Source organism: Methylobacterium sp. FW306-05-D (assembly GCF_058782155.1).
The window spans coordinates 1-18418 of the sequence record NZ_JBYSXL010000010.1 but is presented as its reverse complement, the minus strand read 5'-3'; the positions used below and the strand labels follow the sequence as shown (position 1 = coordinate 18418).

General features: G+C 70.8%; 16 protein-coding genes and 1 pseudogene. 9 read left to right on the top strand and 8 right to left on the bottom strand.

Annotated elements, in window-relative coordinates; all coding sequences use genetic code 11:
- Positions 1-23 precede the first annotated feature (23 nt).
- Both AC3WLN_RS06035 and AC3WLN_RS06030 read right to left on the bottom strand, forming a co-directional pair.
- Positions 24-689, bottom strand: a complete 666-nt coding sequence (locus AC3WLN_RS06035) for a methionine ABC transporter permease (protein ID WP_492480155.1) — start codon at positions 687-689, stop codon at positions 24-26.
- The gene (locus AC3WLN_RS06030; RefSeq protein ID WP_492480154.1) at positions 679-1776 is read right to left on the bottom strand and encodes a methionine ABC transporter ATP-binding protein; all 1098 of its coding nucleotides are present in this window, start codon (positions 1774-1776) and stop codon (positions 679-681) included. Before AC3WLN_RS06030 ends, AC3WLN_RS06035 begins: the two co-directional genes overlap by 11 nt.
- A gap of 566 nt (positions 1777-2342) precedes the next feature.
- Between AC3WLN_RS06030 and AC3WLN_RS06025 the strand changes: the two genes are divergently transcribed.
- Together AC3WLN_RS06025 and AC3WLN_RS06020 are read left to right on the top strand one after the other, a co-directional pair.
- On the top strand, positions 2343-3332 hold the full coding sequence (locus tag AC3WLN_RS06025) for an aliphatic sulfonate ABC transporter substrate-binding protein (protein ID WP_492480153.1): 990 nt from the start codon (positions 2343-2345) through the stop codon (positions 3330-3332).
- Positions 3333-3336: 4 nt separating this feature from the next.
- Positions 3337-4380, top strand: a complete 1044-nt coding sequence (locus tag AC3WLN_RS06020; protein ID WP_492480152.1) for an LLM class flavin-dependent oxidoreductase — start codon at positions 3337-3339, stop codon at positions 4378-4380.
- A 3-nt stretch (positions 4381-4383) separates the two neighbouring features.
- Here AC3WLN_RS06020 and AC3WLN_RS06015 read toward each other — a convergent pair whose 3' ends face one another.
- From AC3WLN_RS06015 to AC3WLN_RS05995, 5 genes are all read right to left on the bottom strand, one after another.
- The gene (locus AC3WLN_RS06015; RefSeq protein ID WP_492480151.1) at positions 4384-4827 is read right to left on the bottom strand and encodes a DUF6691 family protein; all 444 of its coding nucleotides are present in this window, start codon (positions 4825-4827) and stop codon (positions 4384-4386) included.
- Positions 4824-5237, bottom strand: a complete 414-nt coding sequence (locus AC3WLN_RS06010; protein WP_492480150.1) for a YeeE/YedE family protein — start codon at positions 5235-5237, stop codon at positions 4824-4826. Before AC3WLN_RS06010 ends, AC3WLN_RS06015 begins: the two co-directional genes overlap by 4 nt.
- Before the next feature lie 68 nt (positions 5238-5305).
- Positions 5306-6223, bottom strand: coding sequence for an ABC transporter permease (locus AC3WLN_RS06005; RefSeq protein ID WP_492480149.1), 918 nt, complete (start codon positions 6221-6223; stop codon positions 5306-5308).
- Positions 6220-7134, bottom strand: a complete 915-nt coding sequence (locus AC3WLN_RS06000; protein WP_492480148.1) for an ABC transporter ATP-binding protein — start codon at positions 7132-7134, stop codon at positions 6220-6222. The genes AC3WLN_RS06005 and AC3WLN_RS06000 overlap by 4 nt, the downstream gene beginning before the upstream one ends.
- 10 nt (positions 7135-7144) lie before the next feature.
- Positions 7145-8179 carry an ABC transporter substrate-binding protein gene (locus AC3WLN_RS05995; protein WP_492480147.1) on the bottom strand — a complete coding sequence of 345 codons (1035 nt, stop codon included), beginning with the start codon at positions 8177-8179 and terminating at the stop codon, positions 7145-7147.
- Positions 8180-8793: 614 nt separating this feature from the next.
- On the opposite strand from AC3WLN_RS05995, the gene soxC reads away from it, so the two are divergent.
- The 6 genes from soxC (at position 8794) to AC3WLN_RS05965 (ending at position 15887) form a co-directional block, all read left to right on the top strand.
- A complete protein-coding gene (gene soxC / locus AC3WLN_RS05990) occupies positions 8794-10044 on the top strand; it encodes a sulfite dehydrogenase (RefSeq protein ID WP_492480146.1) in 1251 nt (416 codons plus the stop codon).
- Complete coding sequence (locus AC3WLN_RS05985; protein WP_492480145.1) at positions 10034-10609, top strand: c-type cytochrome; 576 nt, start codon at positions 10034-10036, stop codon at positions 10607-10609. The genes soxC and AC3WLN_RS05985 overlap by 11 nt, the downstream gene beginning before the upstream one ends.
- 245 nt (positions 10610-10854) lie before the next feature.
- Complete coding sequence (locus tag AC3WLN_RS05980) at positions 10855-11046, top strand: hypothetical protein (RefSeq protein WP_056180629.1); 192 nt, start codon at positions 10855-10857, stop codon at positions 11044-11046.
- A gap of 54 nt (positions 11047-11100) precedes the next feature.
- Positions 11101-11964 carry a serine O-acetyltransferase gene (cysE, locus tag AC3WLN_RS05975; RefSeq protein ID WP_492480144.1) on the top strand — a complete coding sequence of 288 codons (864 nt, stop codon included), beginning with the start codon at positions 11101-11103 and terminating at the stop codon, positions 11962-11964.
- Between the two features lie 454 nt (positions 11965-12418).
- Positions 12419-13810 carry a family 2B encapsulin nanocompartment shell protein gene (locus AC3WLN_RS05970; protein ID WP_492480143.1) on the top strand — a complete coding sequence of 464 codons (1392 nt, stop codon included), beginning with the start codon at positions 12419-12421 and terminating at the stop codon, positions 13808-13810.
- The gene (locus tag AC3WLN_RS05965; RefSeq protein ID WP_492480142.1) at positions 13797-15887 is read left to right on the top strand and encodes a family 2A encapsulin nanocompartment cargo protein cysteine desulfurase; all 2091 of its coding nucleotides are present in this window, start codon (positions 13797-13799) and stop codon (positions 15885-15887) included. The genes AC3WLN_RS05970 and AC3WLN_RS05965 overlap by 14 nt, the downstream gene beginning before the upstream one ends.
- Positions 15888-16068: 181 nt before the next feature.
- Here AC3WLN_RS05965 and AC3WLN_RS05960 read toward each other — a convergent pair.
- A pseudogene (locus AC3WLN_RS05960) lies at positions 16069-16431 on the bottom strand (IS3 family transposase); the annotation flags it as partial.
- Positions 16432-16531: 100 nt separating this feature from the next.
- On the opposite strand from AC3WLN_RS05960, the gene AC3WLN_RS05955 reads away from it, so the two are divergent.
- The gene (locus AC3WLN_RS05955) at positions 16532-17980 is read left to right on the top strand and encodes a diguanylate cyclase domain-containing protein (protein ID WP_492480209.1); all 1449 of its coding nucleotides are present in this window, start codon (positions 16532-16534) and stop codon (positions 17978-17980) included.
- Positions 17981-18418 lie beyond the last annotated feature (438 nt).

The window sequence follows — 18418 nt, the reverse complement described above, 5'->3', positions numbered from 1 at the left end:
CGGGAGGTGTGCGAAGGGGCGCGTCAGGCCGGCCGGATGCGCCGGTTCAGACGCCGGGCCAGGCCCTCGCCGACGGTCTGCACCGCCTGGACGAGGACCACGAGGACGACGACCACGGCCAGCATCATCTCGGGCCGGAAGCGCTGGTAGCCGTAGCGGATGCCGAGGTCGCCGAGGCCCCCGCCGCCGACGGCGCCGACCATGGCCGAGAAGCCGAGGAGGGAGACCACCGCCAGGGTCAGGCCCGACACGATGCCGGGCAGCGCCTCGGGGACCAGCACCTTGGCGATGATCTGGCCCGGGCTCGCCCCGAAGGCGCGGGCCGCCTCCACGAGGCCCGGATCGACCTCCCGGATCGCCGCCTCGATCAGGCGCGCCAGGAAGGGCGTCGCCGCCACCGTGAGCGGGACCGTGGCGGCCAGGGTCCCAATGGAGGTGCCGGCGATGAGCCGGGTGAAGGGGATGATCGCCACCACCAGGATGATGAAGGGCGTCGAGCGGGTCGCGTTGACGACGAAGCCCAGCACCGCGTTGGCGATCGGCGCGGCGAGGAGTTCGCCCCGCCGGCTCGTCGCCAGGAAGATCCCCAGCGGCAGGCCGAACAGGGTTCCGAGGGAGGCGGCGAGCGCCACCATCGTGAGGGTGTCGCCGGTGGCCTGGACGAGGAGGCGGATCAGCTCAGGCGACACGGGACGCCTCCTGGGCCGGCGGCAGATATCCCAGGACCTGACTCGCGATGCCGTGCTGCGCGAGGTAGGCCCGCGCCCGGGCCGCCACGTCGGGCGCCGGCGGCAGCCCGACCGCCAGGGAGCCGAACGGACGTCCGCCGATCTCGTCCACGGTGCCGGCCAGGATCGCGGCCTCGATGCCGGTGTCGCGGGCGAGCCGCGCCAGGATCGCGCTGCCGTCCGGGGCATCCTCGAAGGCGATGCGCAGCACCACGGTCGCGCCCGGCCGTGCGCCGGGGCCGATCCGCGCCGCCAGGATCGGGGGCAGCCCGTGGCCCATCTCCCCGGCGAGGAGGGAGCGCGTGATCTCGGCCCGCGGCCGGGTGAAGACGTCGAAGGCCGAGCCCTCTTCGACGATCATGCCGTGCTCGATCACCGCGACCCGGTCGGCCACGGCGCGCACCACCGACATCTCGTGGGTGATGAGCACGATGGTGAGGCCGAGCTCCCGGTTGATGCGCGCGAGGAGCGCCAGGATCGAACGGGTGGTCTCGGGGTCCAGGGCCGAGGTCGCCTCGTCGGAGAGCAGCACCTCCGGCCGGGTCGCCAGGGCCCGGGCGATGCCGACGCGCTGCTTCTGGCCGCCCGACAGCTCGGCGGGATAGCGCCCGGCCTGGTCCGTGAGCCCCACGAGGGCGAGAAGCTCCGCGACCCGCGCCCGGATCGCGGCCGGCGCCCAGCCGGCGATCTCCAGGGGCAGCGCGACGTTGCCGGCGGCGTCCCGCGACGCGAGCAGGTTGAAGTGCTGGAAGATCATGCCGACCCGGGCCCGCAGGGCGCGCAGCTCCCGCGCGCGCAGGGCCGACACCTCGGCATTCCCGACCCAGACACGGCCCGCACTCGGCCGCTCCAGGCCGTTGATCAGGCGGATCAGGGTCGACTTGCCGGCGCCGGAGCGCCCGATGACGCCGAGGATCGACCCGGCCGGAACCGCGAGGTCGATCCCCTCCAGGGCAGCGACCGACGGCCCCTTGCGCCGGGGCGCGTAGGTCTTCGAGACGGATTCGAAGCGGATCACCGCCTCGGCGGGGTGGCTGGTCGACGGCATGGACGGGATGATCCGCGGCCCGGTCCCGCGCTTGCCGATCTCGGGAGCCGGAAGACGAGAGCAGGTCTCTTGAAGCACAGGAATGCGCTTCATTTATTCACGACCGATCCGTCTCACGTCAATGAAAGCAGAGACCAAATTGCAACCGCATCGCGGATGAAGGCTGTGGGGCCGGACGGCCGCGCGAGAAGGTTCTTCCCCCGGCCCGCGATCCGCGCGGCGGAGGCCTGAAGAGCCCTTGACCGCGGTGATCGCCTTCCCGTTGAGAGAAGCGGCGCGCTGCGTCACCTCGCGATGTCGTCCTGGACCGCCACCCCTCTCGATCTCGGTCGATCCGCAGACGCATTCCTCCGCGAAAGCGCGCAAATTCGAAAAACCATTTTCTTGCGAAATCTTGGCGCGCGCCGGTAAATCTTCGGCACGGGATCGTGATCTCACAGCAACGGCTTAAGTGATCCGCGAACGGTCCCGCGAAGACCGTCGGCTGCGCGGTGCGCGACATTGTCCAACGAGACTTTCCACCGCGGGATTTGCCCCCTGCGGGACTTGCCATCCGGAGACCCTTCATGACCGACGACACGCCGCGCGGGACCGCCCTGTCGCGCCGGACGATCCTGCGCGCCGGCCTCGGGGCCGCCGCGCTGGGCCCCCTCGGGATGCCGGCGCTCCACGCGGCCGAGCGGACCGTCCGCCTGAGCTACCAGCGCTCCTCGACCCTGCTCACCATCCTGAAGGCCAACGGCACCCTGGACGCGCGCCTGAAGCCCCTGGGCTTCGCACCCTCCTGGCACCTCTTCACCAGCGTGATCGAGCCGATGAACGCCGGGGCCGTCGATCTGCACGCGGACGTCGCCGACGCAGTGCCGATCTTCACCCAGGCCGCTGGCGCGCCGCTCACCTTCTACGCCCGCGAGGTCGGCTCGCCCTCGGCAGAAGCCATCATCGTCCCCGAGGACTCGCCGATCCGCTCCATCGCCGACCTGAAGGGGCGCACGGTCGGCGTCTCGCGCGGGTCGGGCTGCCACTTCATCCTGGCGGCGGCCCTCAAGCGGGCGGGCCTCGCCTTCTCCGACATCAAGCCGGCCTATCTCCAGGCGCCGGAGGGGCTGGCGGCCTTCGGCCAGGGCAGCCTCGACGCCTGGGTGATCTGGGACCCGTTCCTCGCCATCGCCCAGGCCAAGCGGCCGGTGCGGGTGCTGGCCGACGCCACCGGCCTGTCGAGCTATCACCGCTACTACCTCGCCAACGACCGGTTCGTGGCCGAGAACCCGCAGGTGGTCGCGGTCGTCTACCAGGCGCTCCGGGAGGCGGGCCGCTGGGTCAAGGCCGAGCCCGATGCGGCGGTGGCGCTCCTCGCGCCGATCTGGGGCGACCTCTCGCCCGAGGTGGTCGCCACGGTGAACCGGCGCCGGACCTACGCGGTCACGCCGGTGGTGCGGTCCGAACTCGGCGAGCAGCAGGCCATCGCCGACACGTTCCGCGAGGCCAGGCTGATTCCGCGTGACCTCGACGCGACCGCGGTGAATACTTGGCAGCCGCCGGCGGAGCGGGGCTGAGCGCATGACCCATCCGCTCCGCTTCGGAATCTGGGCGGCCGTCCACGGCTCCCGCGCCTCCCACCATGATCCGGACGAGCCCGACGACGCCAGCTGGGACCGCAACCGCGCCCTGGTGCTGGACGCCGAAGCCCTCGGGTTCGACGCCGTTCTCGTCGCCCAGCATACCGCCAATCCCTACGACGACGGGCGCGATCAGCTCGAAGCCTGGACCGCCTCGGCCGCGCTGGCCGCCCTGACCCGGCGCATCGAGATCATCGCGGCGATCAAGCCCGGGCTCTACCACCCCGTGGTGCTGGCCAAGATGGCCCTGCAGATCGAGCACATCGCCCGGGGACGGTTCGCCCTCAACCTCGTGAATGCCTGGAACCGGGCCGAATTCGAGCGGGCGGGACTGCCCTTTCCCGCCCACGACGCGCGCTACGCCTACGGCGCCGAGTGGATCGGCCTCGTTGACCGGCTGATGCGGGGCGAGCGCGTCACCCATGCCGGGCCGCACTTCCAGGTGACGGATTATCAGCTGCGCCCGGCCGGCAGCTTCCGGTCGCGCCCGGCGATCTATCTCGGCGGCGAATCCGAACCGGCCCGGGCGCTGGCGGCAAGCCAAGCCGACGTCTGGTTCATCAACGGCCAGCCCCTCGCGGAGGTCGAGGCGCTGATCGCCGACGTCGCCCGCCGGCCCGCGGCTAACGGCCCGCTGCGCTACGGGCTCTCGGCCTTCGTCATCGCCCGCGAGACCGATGCGGCGGCGCAGGACGAGCACGCGCGTCTCCTGGCCCTGGCCGACCGCGACGCGGCGCTGCGGGCGGACACCCGGGCGCGTACGGACACGGCGAGCGTGATGTTCGCCAAGACCGATGCGGCGGCCTCCCGCCATGTCGGGACCAATGGCGGCACCGCCGCCGGCCTCGTCGGCAGTTACGACACCGTCGCGTCCCGCATCCGCGCCTTCCATGCCGCCGGAATCGAGCTGTTCATGCTGCAGTTCCAGCCCTTCGAGGCCGAGATGCGTCGCTTCGCCGAGCAGGTCCTGCCCCGGGTGCGCTGAGGCTCAGGCGCGGGCGACGAACCGCTGGTGGACGGCCATACCCACCAGCATGGCGGCGACGAAGACTGCCACGGGCAGCGCCCCCGTCGACAGGGCCGCCACGGCGGGGCCGGGACAGAGGCCCGACAGGCCCCAGCCGATCCCGAACAGGGCCGCGCCGCCGATCAGCGGTTTGTCGATCCGGCGGTTCTTCGGCAACTCGAAGGCGGCTGCCAGGGCCGGGCGCGGCAGGCGCCGGGCCAGGGCGTATCCGAGGCCGGCGACGCTCACCGCGCCGCCGAGCACGAAGGCCAGGGTCGGGTCCCAGGCCTGACGCCCGTCGAAGGCGCCGGTCACGTCGAGGAAGCCCTGGACACGGGCCGGGTCGAGCATCCCCGAAAGCGACAGGCCGAGCCCGAAGATCAGTCCGGCGGCGAGGGCCGCGAGGAGGCGGAGCGCCGCGCTCACGCCAGCGCCCGCAACAGGGTGACGGTGAGCATGCCGGTCCCCAGGAAAGTCAGGACCGCCGCCAGCGAGCGGGCCGAGAGCCGGGCGAGGCCGGCGACACCGTGGCCGCTGGTGCAGCCCGAGCCGAGCCGGGTGCCGAACCCGACGAGGAGGCCGGCGACAGCGAGCACCGGCAGCGGGGCGACGAACCGCATCGCCGGCCAGGCCCCGGTGGCAAGGGCGAAGACCGGCGGCCCGGCGATCAGGCCGGCGACGAAGGCGGCATCGACCCACCAGCGCAGGCCCCGATCCCGGCCGAGGCCGGCCACGAGTCCGCTGATTCCGGCGATGCGCCCGTTCAGGAGCATCAGCAGCGCCACCGACAGGCCGATCAGCGCGCCGCCGGCGAACCCGGACGCATAGGTGTTCATCGGAATCGGCCCTGCTCCGCCACTGCGTGTCGCCTCATACTCTACCCGGGCTCTACCCGGGCCCTATCCTAGCGGGCCATGCCCCAGCGCCGCACGGTGATCCGCTCGAAGGCCGCGAACACGAGGTTCTCGACCACGAGGCCGATGACGATGACCAGGACGAGGCCGGCGAAGACCCGGTCGGTGTAGAGTTCGTTGCGGTTCTGGAAGATGTACCAGCCGAGGCCACCCCGCCCCGAGGAAGCCCCGAACACCAGCTCGGCCGCGATCAGGGTGCGCCAGGCGAAGGCCCAGCCGATCTTCAGGCCCGACAGGATCGCGGGCAGGGCGGCCGGGATCAGGATCTGCAGGACGTAGGACGGCCCGCGCAGGCCATAGTTGCGCCCCGCCATCCGCAGGGTCTCGGGCACGCCCTGGAAGCCCGCATAGGTGTTGAGCGCCATCGGCCACAGCACCGAATGGATCAGCACGAAGATCAGGCTGCCAGAGCCGAGGCCGAACCAGAGCAGGGCGAGCGGCAGCAGGGCGATGGCCGGCAGCGGGTTGAACATCGCCGTCAGGGTCGAGAGCAGGTCTCGGCCGAACTGCGTCGAGACCGCGAGCGTCGTCAGCCCGAAGGCCAGCACGATGCCGGCGAGGTAGCCCTGCACCAGCACGGTGAGCGAGATCCGCACCCGGTCGATGAGCTCGCCGTTGGCGAGGCCGTCGAAGAGGGCCGACATCGTGGCGAGGAATCCGGGCAGCAGCAGGTCGTTGTCCTGCCAGCGTGCCAGCCCCTCCCAGAGCAGCGCCAGGGCGGCGATGATCAGGCCCTTGCGCAGCCAGTCCCGCTGCCATAGCCGCGCTCCGAGCGGCAGCGTGCGTTCCACCGGTGCCTCCACGAAGGGCGCGAGCACCCGGTCGTATTCCGGGCGGACCGGCGGCACCAGATCGCGCGAGACTCGGTTCCGGGTGAAGAGATCGGCGCGGGTCGCGGACGCGCTCATCGGTTCGCCTCCGCCGGGGCGCCGGTCTCGAACAGGCGCGCGTGCAGCCGGTGTACCGCTCCCTGGAAGGCCTCGCTGCCGATGCTGGAGAGATCAAAGGCGTGGCTGTTGAACTCGGCCCGCACCCGGCCGGGATGGGGCGAGAGCAGGGCCACCCGGTTGCCGACCACGAGCGCCTCCTCGATCGAATGCGTGACGAAGAGCAGGGTGAAGCGGGCCTCGTCCCAGAGGGCGAGCAGCTCTTCCTGCATCCGCCGCCGGGTCAGGGCGTCGAGCGCCGCGAAGGGCTCGTCCATCATCAGCACCCGGGGCTGCATCGCCAGGGCGCGGGCGATGGCGACCCGCTGCTTCATGCCGCCCGAGAGCTGGTGCGGGTAGCTGTCGGCGAAGGGGGTGAGCCCGACCTTGTCGATGTAGTGGCGCGCGCGCTCCTGCGCCTCCCGCCGGCCGAGCGCCTTGGCGGCGCGCAGCGGGAAGGCGACGTTCTGCGCCACCGTTTTCCAGGGCGGCAGCTGATCGAATTCCTGGAACACCACGATGCGATCGGGCCCGGGCGCCCGCACCGGAGCACCCGCCAGGGTGATCGAGCCCTCCACCGGCGTGATGAAGCCGGCCGCTGCTTTCAGCAGGGTGGACTTGCCGCAACCCGAGGGCCCGAGCAGGACGAAGCGGTCGCCCGCATGGATGTCGAGGTCGATCCGGTGCGTGGCCCGCACCACCCGCTGCGGCGTGCGGTATTCCAGGGTGACGCCCCGGATCTGCAGCAGGGGCGACGGGTCGGGCGCGGGGAGCGGCGCCGGCTCCGGTGCCGGCCGGGCGGTGGGGGCGGCCTCGCGCCGAGCGCCGCCGCGCGGGCGCGGCTCGGCCAGTTCGAGGACGGAGAGGTCGGACAGGGTGGCGGCGCAGATCATCGCGGGCCGCTCAGCTGCCGGTGCTGATGCGCGGATCGGCGAAGAAGTAATCGCCGATGGCCTGGGGTGCGGACTTGATCGCCCCGACCCGATGCATGAACTGGCCAAGCCCGAGGGTGTTCTCCGGCGTCACCTTGAAGGTCACGGCCGGGTTGGTGATGATCGCCTTCAGCAGCGCCGGATCGAGTTTGCTGCTGGTCGTCCGGACGTAGATCTCGGCCGCCCTGTCGGGGTTCTCGGTGATGAACTTCGCCGCCTCGTCGAGCGCGTCCAGGAAAGCCTTGTAGGTCTTCGGGCTGGATTTGTAGAACGCCTCCGTCCCGTAGAGCACCGTCGAGGAGGACGGGCCGCCCTGGACGTCGTAGGAGTTCAGGACGATGCGGGCCTTGGGGTTCTCGGCCAGTTCCTGGTCCTGGAAGGGCGGGTTGCCGAAATGGCCGGTGATCTCGGTGCCGCCCTTGATGATCGCGGCGGCCGCCTCCGGGTGCGGGACCGCGACGCTGATCCGGTCGAGCCTGGCGAAGTCCTTGTCGCCCCAGAGCTTGGCCGAGGCCCATTGCAGGATGCGCGACTGCACCGAGACGCCCACCGCCGGCACCGCGATCCGGTCCTTCTCACCGAAGTCAGCGATGCTCTTCACGTCGGGATTGTTGGTGACGAGGTAGTAGGGAAAGTTGCCGAGCGAGGCGATGCCCTTCACGTTCTGCCGGCCCCGGGTGCGGTCCCAGAGGGTGAAGAGCGGCCCGACACCGGCCCCCGCGACCTCGATGTTGCCCGACAGCAGCGCGTCGTTGACCGCCGACCCGCCCGAAAGCTGGACGTAGTCGACCTTGATGTCGAGGCCGCCCGCCTTCCCATGCTTCTCGATGAGCTTCTGGTCCTCGACCACGTTGAGGAGCAGGTAGACGACGCCGAACTGCTTGGCGATCCGCAACTGGCCCTCGGCCGCCACCGCGGCGCCGGAGAGCGTCGCGCAGAGCGCCAGTCCACCGAGCAGGGCCCCGGCGAGCCGCCGCGAGAGGAAGGTGTGTCGTCTGGTCGTCATCTGGCCCGCCGCTGACTTGTTGGGAGACACTGTCTCGCTCGGGGCAGTAATCTTGTTCCGAGGAGGCGATCCTGCCCGGAGAAGCTGCCTCGTCCGAGGAGATATCCGGCGATCCGGGTCGACAGCGCGCTCCGGATCGATGACGAAGATGTTATCCTGGGCCCGAGGCGCGTCAATAAAAGCGAAGTCTTTATTCGAGTGGTGGCGGAGATGGTTCGTGTTCCCGGCCTCGGGTTCCGGAGAGCATTTCTCGCGAGGCGCACTTTATCGCCGAAACTCAGGCTCAGATGCTGGGAAACGCCGCTTCTTCTTGGCCTGGCCTGGCGGTCGGCCCGCTCAGCAGCTACTTGGACGAACGGCCGCTCCGGTGACCCCGCCGGCAGCGGGGGCGGAACCCGCTCGTGCTTCCGGACGAGGAATGCTGCCAGTTTTGGCCGATGCGGAGGCTATTCCTCTCGCCCCGGACAGAAAAACAAAAGACCCTTTCGTTGCTCGCCCCGCCTGAATACGGTTGAATGCCGGTCTTCGGGGCGCCGTTGATGCGGCCGGCCCGCGCTCCGTCGCGTACGGCCTCCGTGCCCCGATCCTCCCCACCCTCGTGCGGATTTCGTCCCATGCCCCCTGACGCCCTGCGCCGGCTCGCGCATCGACGCAGTTTCCTCCGCCTCGCCGGCGCCGCCGCCGGTGGGGTCGGGCTCACCGCAACGGCCCGCGCCGCGGGCGCCGTCGAGCCCCTGGAGGTTCCCCCGTGGAGCCGCACCCCCGGGGCGCCGGTGGCCTCGCCGGCCTATGGTCAGCCATCTCCCTTCGAGCGGCTGGGACGACGGCCGCGCACGCCGCCGCCCTTTCCGGGAGCGGCCTCGACGGGCACGCCGCTCCAGCACCTGCACGGGATCATCACCCCGAACGGCCTCCATTTCGAGCGTCACCATGCCGGCGTCCCGGCGATCGACCCGGACCGGCACCGGCTGGCGATCCACGGCCTGGTGGAGCGCCCCCTCGTTCTGACCCTGAACGACCTCCTGCGGATGCCCGCCGTGTCGCGCATCCACTTCCTGGAATGCTCGGGCAACACGCCCTGGCTCGGGGCCAAGCCGTCCTGGACCCTGCAGGAGAGCCACGGCCTGCTCTCCTGCTCCGAGTGGACCGGGGTCGAGCTCGCCACCCTGCTCGACGAGGTCGGCGTGAAGCCGGGGGCCGCCTGGATCCTCGCCGAGGGGGCCGACGCCTCGGGAATGAGCCGCAGCCTTCCCCTCGACCTCGCCCGCGACGGGGCGATCCTGGCCTATGCCCAGAACGGCGAGCGCCTGCGCCCGGAGCAGGGCTATCCGCTGCGGCTGTTCGTGCCCGGTGTGGAGGGCAACCTCAGCGTCAAGTGGCTGCGCCGCCTCAAGGTCGGCGACCAGCCGTTCCAGACCCGCGAGGAGACTGCGAAGTACACCGACCTGATGCCGGACGGCACGGCCCGGCAGTTCACCTTCGTGATGGAGGCCAAATCCGTCATCACCACGCCTTCGGGCGGCGAGCGCCTGGGCGAGCCGGGCTTCCGGGAGATCCGGGGTCTCGCCTGGACCGGGCGGGGCCGGATCGCCCGGGTCGAGGTCTCCACGGACGGGGGCGCCCGCTGGCAGGCGGCGACCCTCGAAGGCCCGGTCCTGCCGCGCTGCCTCACCCGGTTCCGGCTGCCCTGGCGCTGGGACGGCGGCTCGGCCCAGCTCCTCAGCCGCGCCACCGACGAGACCGGCTACGTCCAGCCCGATCGCGCCGCCCTGGTGGCGGTGCGGGGCACCCAGTCCTTCTACCACAACAACGCGACGTTCGGCTGGCGGATCGCCGCCGATGGAGGCGTCAGCCATGCGGGTTAGCCTTCTCGGGTCCCTCGCCTGCCTCGTCCTGACCGGTGCGGCCCTGGCCGATCCCGGCGGACCCGCCGCCGGCCTGCGCGGCCCGTCAGACCGCCTCGGGATCGGCCGTGCGGCCACACCGGAGCTCCTGGCCGCCTGGGACATCGACGTCCGCGCCGATGGCCAGGGCCTGCCCCCTGGCCACGGCAGCGTCCGCGACGGTGCCGCCCTGTTCGAGGCGCGCTGTGCGGCCTGCCACGGGGCGAAGGGCGAAGGCGGCAGCGCCGACGCGCTGGCCGGCGGCCAGGGCTCTCTCGCCACGCCGAAGCCGGTCCGGACCGTGGGCAGCTACTGGCCCTACGCCACTACCCTGTTCGACTACATCCGCCGCGCCATGCCCTTCGACGCGCCGCAAACCCTCAGCGCAGACGAGACCTACGCTCTGAGCGCCTACGTCCTCCACCTCAACGGCCTCCTGCCGCAGGACGCCGTGTTGGATGCCGGCGCGCTCCCGGCGGTGGTGATGCCGAACCGACACGGCTTCACCGGGGACGCACGTCCCGACATCCCGGTGACGGCCCGCTGAGGCCGCCGGAATTGGCCGCACAGGACAAGCCTGCTCCCGGGACCCGTCTGGGAGGAAGGCTGTGCCCGCAGGCGGTCGATCTTTGGAAACCGCTGTCATTGACCCCGGAGGCCCCGGATCGGCACACTTCTCAAAGGCGCGGCGCCCCCGTCCGCGCCCCGCGACGGCCCGTCCCAGAGCCTCGGACCGTGCCGCCGACGCCCCCGTCGCCCCCTCGAGTGAAGACGTGCAGATCGGAGTAAACGATGGTTCTCGGAGATCAGGTTGTGTTCGCCCGGCTCGACGTGGCCGATGCCCTCGGCATCTGGCGGCATGCCACCGGGCGCATCGTCGACGTCCTGCCGGCCCGGGACGGGGCGCAGGTCGTGGACGTGCAGTTCGAGGGACACGGCCTCCTCGTGGGCTACATCGCCGCCCTCTTTCAGCGCGTCGGCTGAGGGCGATGCCGCCGCGCATTACCCGGACCTCGCGATCCGCATGAGCCGATCCGCATGACCGCCGGCAGCCAGGCCTCGCGCGGTCCCAGCAGCCTCCTGCGCCCGCCCCTGCGCAGCGTGAGCCAGACCACCGCCGCTCCCGACGTCTGGCGGGCCATGCGCGCCGAGGCGGAGGCGGCCCTCATCGAGGAACCGCTCTATGCCGGCATCATCCAGGCGACGGTGCTCGACCAGCCGAGCCTGATCCACGCCTTCGCCTACCGCCTCGCCCATCGCCTCGGCGACGGCGACCTCGCGCGGCTCTCAACCCGCGACCTCTGCCTCTCGGCTTTCGAGGCCGACCCGCATGCGGGCGAGCACGCCGTGCGCGACCTCGTGGCCATCCGCGAGCGCGACCCGACATGCCGGCGCTACCTCGACCCCTTCCTGTTCTACAAGGGGCTCGCCGCTCTGGAGGGCTACCGGGTGGCGCACTGGCTCTGGCACCAGGGCCGGGCTACCCTGGCGCTGCACATCCAGAGCCGGATCTCCGAGGTGTTCGGAGCCGACATCCATCCGGCGGCTCAGATCGGGTCCGGCGTCTTCATCGACCACGCCACCGGCGTCGTGATCGGCGAGACCACGGTGATCGCCGACGACGTCTCGATCCTGCAATCGGTGACGCTCGGGGGCAACGGCAAGGAGAGCGGCGACCGGCACCCGAAGATCGAGCGCGGCGTCCTCCTCAGCGTCGGTGCCAAGGTGCTCGGCAACATCCGGGTCGGCGAGGGCGCGAAGGTGGCCGCCGCGGCCGTGGTCCTGCACGACGTGCCGGCCCACACCACCGTAGCGGGCGTGCCGGCGCGCGTCGTATCGCGAATCACTGCCGCCGAGGACCCCGCCCAGACCATGGACCAGTTCTTCGGCGACGGGATCTGAGGGTTCGGGACCCCGGCCCAGAGGGCTACGGCGAAGCCGGCTTCCGATCCTCGGGCGAACCTCGCGACCTGCCGCGTGCACGGGTGGCCCCTGCTGGGCGGGTGGATCTCGGACCAGATTGTCCCAACCGTTTCTCCGGATCGACCTCTTTGGAGAACGGTATTCTCTAGTTGTCCGGCTTATAAGCAGTTTATTTTGCATACGAACCGCTTTGGGGCACGTTCGTCTAGTAAGGCATGAACTTTGGAAAATTATTCCATTGACGATGGTCCACAGCCACGGCTAGTACCGCATCACGTCCGGCGCTGTACAAATAATCGCGCCGGATATGACAATACTTAGCCGTGGTCGCCGCAGCGCTATTCTTGCATCGTAGTCGCTCGACTGCGCTCGCGCCGATCCATGGCCGGATGCGCACGACACCACCCGACAATCCAGACGGAGACGACCAACCATGAGCGGACAGGGGCAAAGCGTGGGCGCATCCGCAGCACGCAATCTATCGACGGCGACCGTCACGTCGGTTCAGAATCTCGCCAACACCCCGCGCTGGCTCCTGCGGCTCCTGCCCTTCGTCAACGTGGATGGCGGCGTCTACCGCGTGAACCGGCGCGCCGTCGTGCTGGCCAAGCCCGGCCGCATCGCGTTCGCCAGCGCCGACAAGGCGCGCACGATCAGCCCCGCTTCCTTACGCGCCGTGCCGCCGTTCAGCCGGCTGGGCGATGCCGAGCTCGCGGCCCTCGCCGACCGGTTCACCGAGAGCAAGCACAAAGCCGGCGAGACGATCTCGGAAGGCGGCGCGGGCGACCGCAGCCTGACCATCGTCGCCGACGGCACCGTCGAGCTGTCCCTGTCCGGCCCCTACCAGAACCGCCTGCGCTCGGGCCTCGCCACCCGCGGCGACTTCTTCGGCGACGAGACGATCACGGGTGACGGCCAGCCCGCTCCCGCCGTCAAGGCGCTCTCGGCCGTCACGCTGCTGACCCTCGACCGGACGGCCCTGGACGACGACACCGTCAAGAACCGCATCGCGCAATATGTCGAGGAGCGCGACCGCCTGAAGGGCCACACCAACAGCCACGGCGAGCAGGGCATCGAGCTGCTCGCGGTGCAGACCGGCGCGCCGCGCCTGCCGACCACCTTCGTGGATTACGAGATCGATCCGCGCGAGTACCACCTCTCCACGATCCAGACGATCCTCAACACCCACACCCGCGTCACCGACCTCTACTCCAACGAGATCGACCAGCTGCGCGAGCAGATCCGCCTCACGGTCGATGCCGTGAAGGAGCGGGAGGAGTGGGAACTGCTCAACAACTCCGAGTTCGGGCTCCTGAACGAGGTCGGCGGACGCCAGCGTATCCCCACCCGCGGCGGCCCGCCCACGCCGGACGACCTCGACGAACTGCTGACGCTGGTGTGGAAGAAGCCTGCGTTCTTCGTGGCGCATCCCCGCGCCATCGCGGCCTTTGGCCGGGAAGCCACCCGCCGCGGCGTGCCCCCGGTGGTGATCCACCTGTTCGGCGCACCGTTCATCACCTGGCGCGGCGTGCCGCTCGTGCCGAGCGACAAGCTGCCGATCGACACCGATCCGGTCACCGGAGCCCAGACCACCTCGATCCTGCTGCTGCGCGTCGGCGAGGGCGAGCAGGGCGTGGTCGGCCTGCAGAAATCCGGCGTCACCGGCGAGATCGAGCCCGGCCTGTCGGTGCGCTACATGGGCACCAACGACCATTCCATCGCCTCGCACCTCGTGACCCGCTACTTCTCCGCCGCCGTGCTGGTGGAGGACGCCATCGCACGCCTCGATAACGTCCTGCTGGGTAACTACCATGACTACGCCTGAGGCCGGCGTCTTGGGCTCGTCCGGCTTCGGCCTCCCCACGGGCGCGGCCGGCGATACGGCGCATGCCGACCTCGTCGGACGCCTCGCCCGCGAGATCTACGGCCAGGGCCAGGCGGCGTCCGCGCCGCTGGCCCCCGCGCTGCCGGCCGCGCCGCAGGGTCCCCAGGGTCTGGAGAGCCTTCCCCAGGCCCCCGGGCAGCCATCGCTTCCGGGTGTTGCCATCGGCGTGCCTTCGGTGCCCTCGGGCGCCCTGTCGTCGGGCCTCCAGCCCGACGCCGCGGTCCTCGGGGCGCGCAACGTCGGTGGCCCGAGCGTCGGGCTGCCGGGTCTGACCGGGCCGTCGGCCGCCAACCCGTTCGGTGCCACGCCCGCGCCGGTGGGCGCCGGCTTCCTCGACACGGCGACGATCCCCTCGGTCCATCCCCTCGCCGACCCGTTATCGGCCCGGCACGGCTTGCCGGAATTCTTCGTGCCCACCGTACCGGAAGTGGCCGCCTTCCTGCCCGGCGGCCCCGACCTGCACCGGACGATCGCTCAGGACCATCCGCGCGCGAACGCCTTCGCGCACGCGATCGCTCCGAGCCTCGTGCCGGCCGATCCGTCGAAGCGGGGCGGCGGCATCGCCCAGGAAGACCTCGCCCAGGAAAACTTCCGGCGCACGGGGCGCCTCGCGGGCGAGCCCGTCTATCTGGCGCAGCCGGGCGGCAATCCGGCATTCGCGTCGGGCGACTATTATTTCCTGTCCGATTCTTTCCCGGTGCAGTCCCGGCGCGCCTCGAAGCCGCACGCCTCCCCGCGCGCCGAGCCCTCGCGGCACAGCGGGCCGGCCCCGCGCGTGACCTCCCACGGGTCGAGCCCGGTGGCGGCGCCCTTCGACGTCGAGCGTGTCCGCAAGGACTTCCCGGCCCTCCACCAGAGCGTCAACGGGCACCCCCTGGTCTGGCTCGACAACGCGGCCACCACCCACAAGCCGCAGAGCGTCATCGACGCCACGTCCGAGTTCTACGCGCGCCACAACTCGAACATCCACCGGGCCGCCCACACCCTGGCGGCGCGCTCCACCGACCTGTTCGAGGGCGGGCGCGAGAAGGTCCGGCGTTTCCTCAACGCGCCCTCCAAGGACGACATCGTCTTCCTGCGCGGCACCACGGAGGCGATCAACCTCGTGGCCAACGCGTATGGCCGCGCCAACATCGGTCCGGGCGACGAGATCATCGTCTCTCAGATCGAGCACCACGCCAACATCGTGCCCTGGCAGCTCCTGACCCAGGCCACGGGCGCGACCCTGCGGGTGATCCCGGTGGACGACCGCGGCGAGATCATCTTCGAGCAGTTCGCGGCCCTGCTCTCGGGCCGCACCAAGATCGTCTCGGTGACCCACGTCGCGAACGCCCTCGGCACCATCAACCCGGTCCGTGAGATCATCGCTCTGTCCCACGCCTACGGCGTGCCGGTGTTGGTGGATGCGGCGCAGTCCTCGCCCCACATCCCCCTCGACGTGCAGGCGCTCGATGCCGACTTCCTCGTCTTCTCCGGCCACAAGGTGTTCGGGCCGACGGGCATCGGCGCCCTCTACGGCAAGAAACACCTCCTGGAGTCGATGCCGCCCTGGCAGGGCGGCGGCCACATGATCGAGGATGTCACCTTCGCGAAGACCGTCTACAAGGGCGCGCCGGAGAAGTTCGAGGCCGGCACGCCCGATATCGCCGGCGCGGTCGGCCTCGGCGCCGCCCTCGACTACCTGGAAGGGGTCGGCCTGCCCGGCATCGCCGCCTACGAGCACGACCTGCTGGACTACGCGCAGGCCGGCCTCGCCGACGTGAAGGGTCTGCGTCTGATTGGTACCGCCCGCCAGAAGGCGAGCGTGATGTCCTTCGTCATCGACGGGCACGAGAACGAGGCGGTGGCCCACCATCTCGACGCACGGGGCATCGCGGTGCGCTCGGGTCACCATTGCGCCCTTCCGGCCCTGCGCCGTTTCGGCGTCGACCAGTCGGTGCGGGCCTCGCTCGCCTTCTACAACACCCGCGCGGACGTGGACGTCTTCCTGAAGGCGCTGCACAGTCTTCCACGGTGATAGGAAAGGCGGTCTCGCCTTGGTCCGCATTCCGAAGGGACCGGTCGTTGTGGTCCGCAATCCGGCGGCCATGACGGCCGCATGTATGACCGGGTCGGGTCGAGGCCTTGTGAGAACGCAGATCCCTCAGGCTCAAAGCGAATGAACCGCTCCGGGTTTCCCGGAGGCGATTTGGTTTGGGTCAAGCGGCCAAGGGTTGGTCCTTCGCCGGATGACAGTCGCGTGCTTCCGCGGGAGGTGCGCTGCCGATCGGTTCGAGCAGCCGACGGTGATGGAACCCATCCCCCCATTCGAGGGTGGCGAACTCGACTGCCTCGACGGATCGCCATGATCCACGGCGATGGATCGGCTCGGCCTCGAACAGACCGTCGATCGTCGCGGCCAAGGCGTTGTCGCAGCGGTCTCCGACGCGGCCGACCGAGGGCTCGACGCCCGCCTCCGCCGGTCGCTCCGTGTCACGCAGAGCAAGATGTTGGCTCGCCCTGTCGCTCTGGTGCACGAGCCCGCTGCCCTGAACGGGACGGCGTTCAGGCAGGGCCTGCAGCGATCGAACCAGGGCATCGTCATCCGCGGTTAAGCCCCTCCATCGTATCACCCGCCCGGTATTCCGGCCTTGGCGAGGCCGTGGGGAGGTGGAGCGGCGGATGTCGGACGGTCAACGCGAGACAATTCGCCAACAGGCCTTGGCCGAGATCGCCTTGCTCGACACGCCGCCCGAGCGCGAATTCGACGCGCTGGCGGAGCTTGCACGGCGCATGCTCGGCACCAGTATGTCTTCGATCACCCTGATCGCGCCGGAGCGCCAGTGGTTCAAGGCGCGCTGCGGGCCTCTGGCCCCCGAGACGACGCGGGCGCAGGCATTCTGCCCCGTCGTCGTCGAGACCGAGGCGCCGCTCGCCGTCGCGGATGCCCGCCTCGACCCGCGCTTCGCCGAGAGTCCGTTCGTCACGGGTGCCCCGAACATCCGCTACTATGCCGGCGTCCCGGTCCGCGTCCGGCGCCCCGACGGGGATCGGGTGGCGATCGGCACGCTCTGCGTCCTCGACGAGGAGCCCCGCGAGCCGGCGCCGACCGACGTGAGGGTGCTCGAAGAATTGGCCTGCGTCGCCGAGGCCCTGATCGCGGCCCGGGCCGTCGCGCTGCGCGCCACCGAGGCCGCCGAAGAGCACCGTCTGGCCAACGAGTGGCTCGAGCGCGAACGCCGTCAGTTCAAGCAGGCCGAGCGCATGGCCAACATGGGTTCGTACCGGTACGACATCGAGAAGCGGTCCACCGCCTGGTCGGACGGCGTCTTCGCCATCCATGAGCGTCCCCTCGGCGGCGTACCGAACGGCGAGATCATGGACCACTTCCCCGAACCCGACCGCACCACGTTCGTCGCCGCGGTGATGCGGACCCTGGATACGGGCGAGCCCTTCGAAATGGACGCCGACTTCGTGACCGCCAAGGGCAACGCCCGGCGCGTGCGGTGCTCCTGCGAGATCGAGCTGGCCAGGGGCAAGCCCGTCGCCCTCATTGGCTTGATCCAGGACATCAGCGAACGGCACGACCTCGAGCAGCGGCTGCGCCACAAGGCGCGCACTGACGACCTGACCCAGCTGGCCAACAGGGCCGAGTTTCACCGCGTTCTCGATCTCCGCTTGCAGGAGGCGCGCGAGGCGGACGGCGACATGGCGGTGCTCCTGATAGACCTCGACGGCTTCAAGGGCGTCAACGACGTCCTCGGCCATGCCGCGGGCGACACGGTCCTGCGCCGGGTCGCCGATCGGTTGCGCGCTGCCTGCCACGACGGGTGTTTTCCGGCGCGGCTGGGGGGCGACGAGTTCGCGGTCGTCATGCCGGCCGATCTCGATCGCGCAGGACTGGATCGACAGGTCCGGTGCCTCCTGCACACCCTCGAGATCGTTGCGGACGGACCGGGTCAGATCATTCGTGTGACCGGAACGATCGGCATCGCCTGGTCACGCGCGGCCGCGCACGACCGGGACGTCGTGCTGCGCCAAGCCGATGCGGCACTTTACGCCGCCAAGCGCTGTCGGAAGGGAACGGCGCAGACCTACCCGGCCTGGGAAGACCACCGGCAAGCGGGGTGATCGTACCCTTGCGGCGGCGATCGGGCCGCATCGCGCACTGACCGCAGTCCGACCAGGGGCCGTCCGCTGTCGCGTGAGGCTGCCGAACGAGGCCCTCGCCCCACCCGTGCGGCGGGCGGCCCTCGCGGTCTGACGGGCGTGCCCGGACGCCCTCGGCGCGCCCGGGCCGGCCCAACACCGGTTTCGACAGCGCGTCCCGGCCCTTCGCCCTTGAGACCGGGTTCGCCTACGCGGTCGGCGACAAGGTCGACCTGTTCGACGGCCTCAGCCTCGTCGGGCAGGTCACTCCGGAGTTCCGGGTCATCGGGGGCCTGCCCCTCCCCTTCCGCGCATCACCGAGACCTCGCTTCGACTGATCGCTGCAGGAAGCGCCCGCGGCACGACGCGACCCGCCGCGGCGGAGGCCGGGCGGGTCGGTGTGGGGCGGGCGCCGGGGCT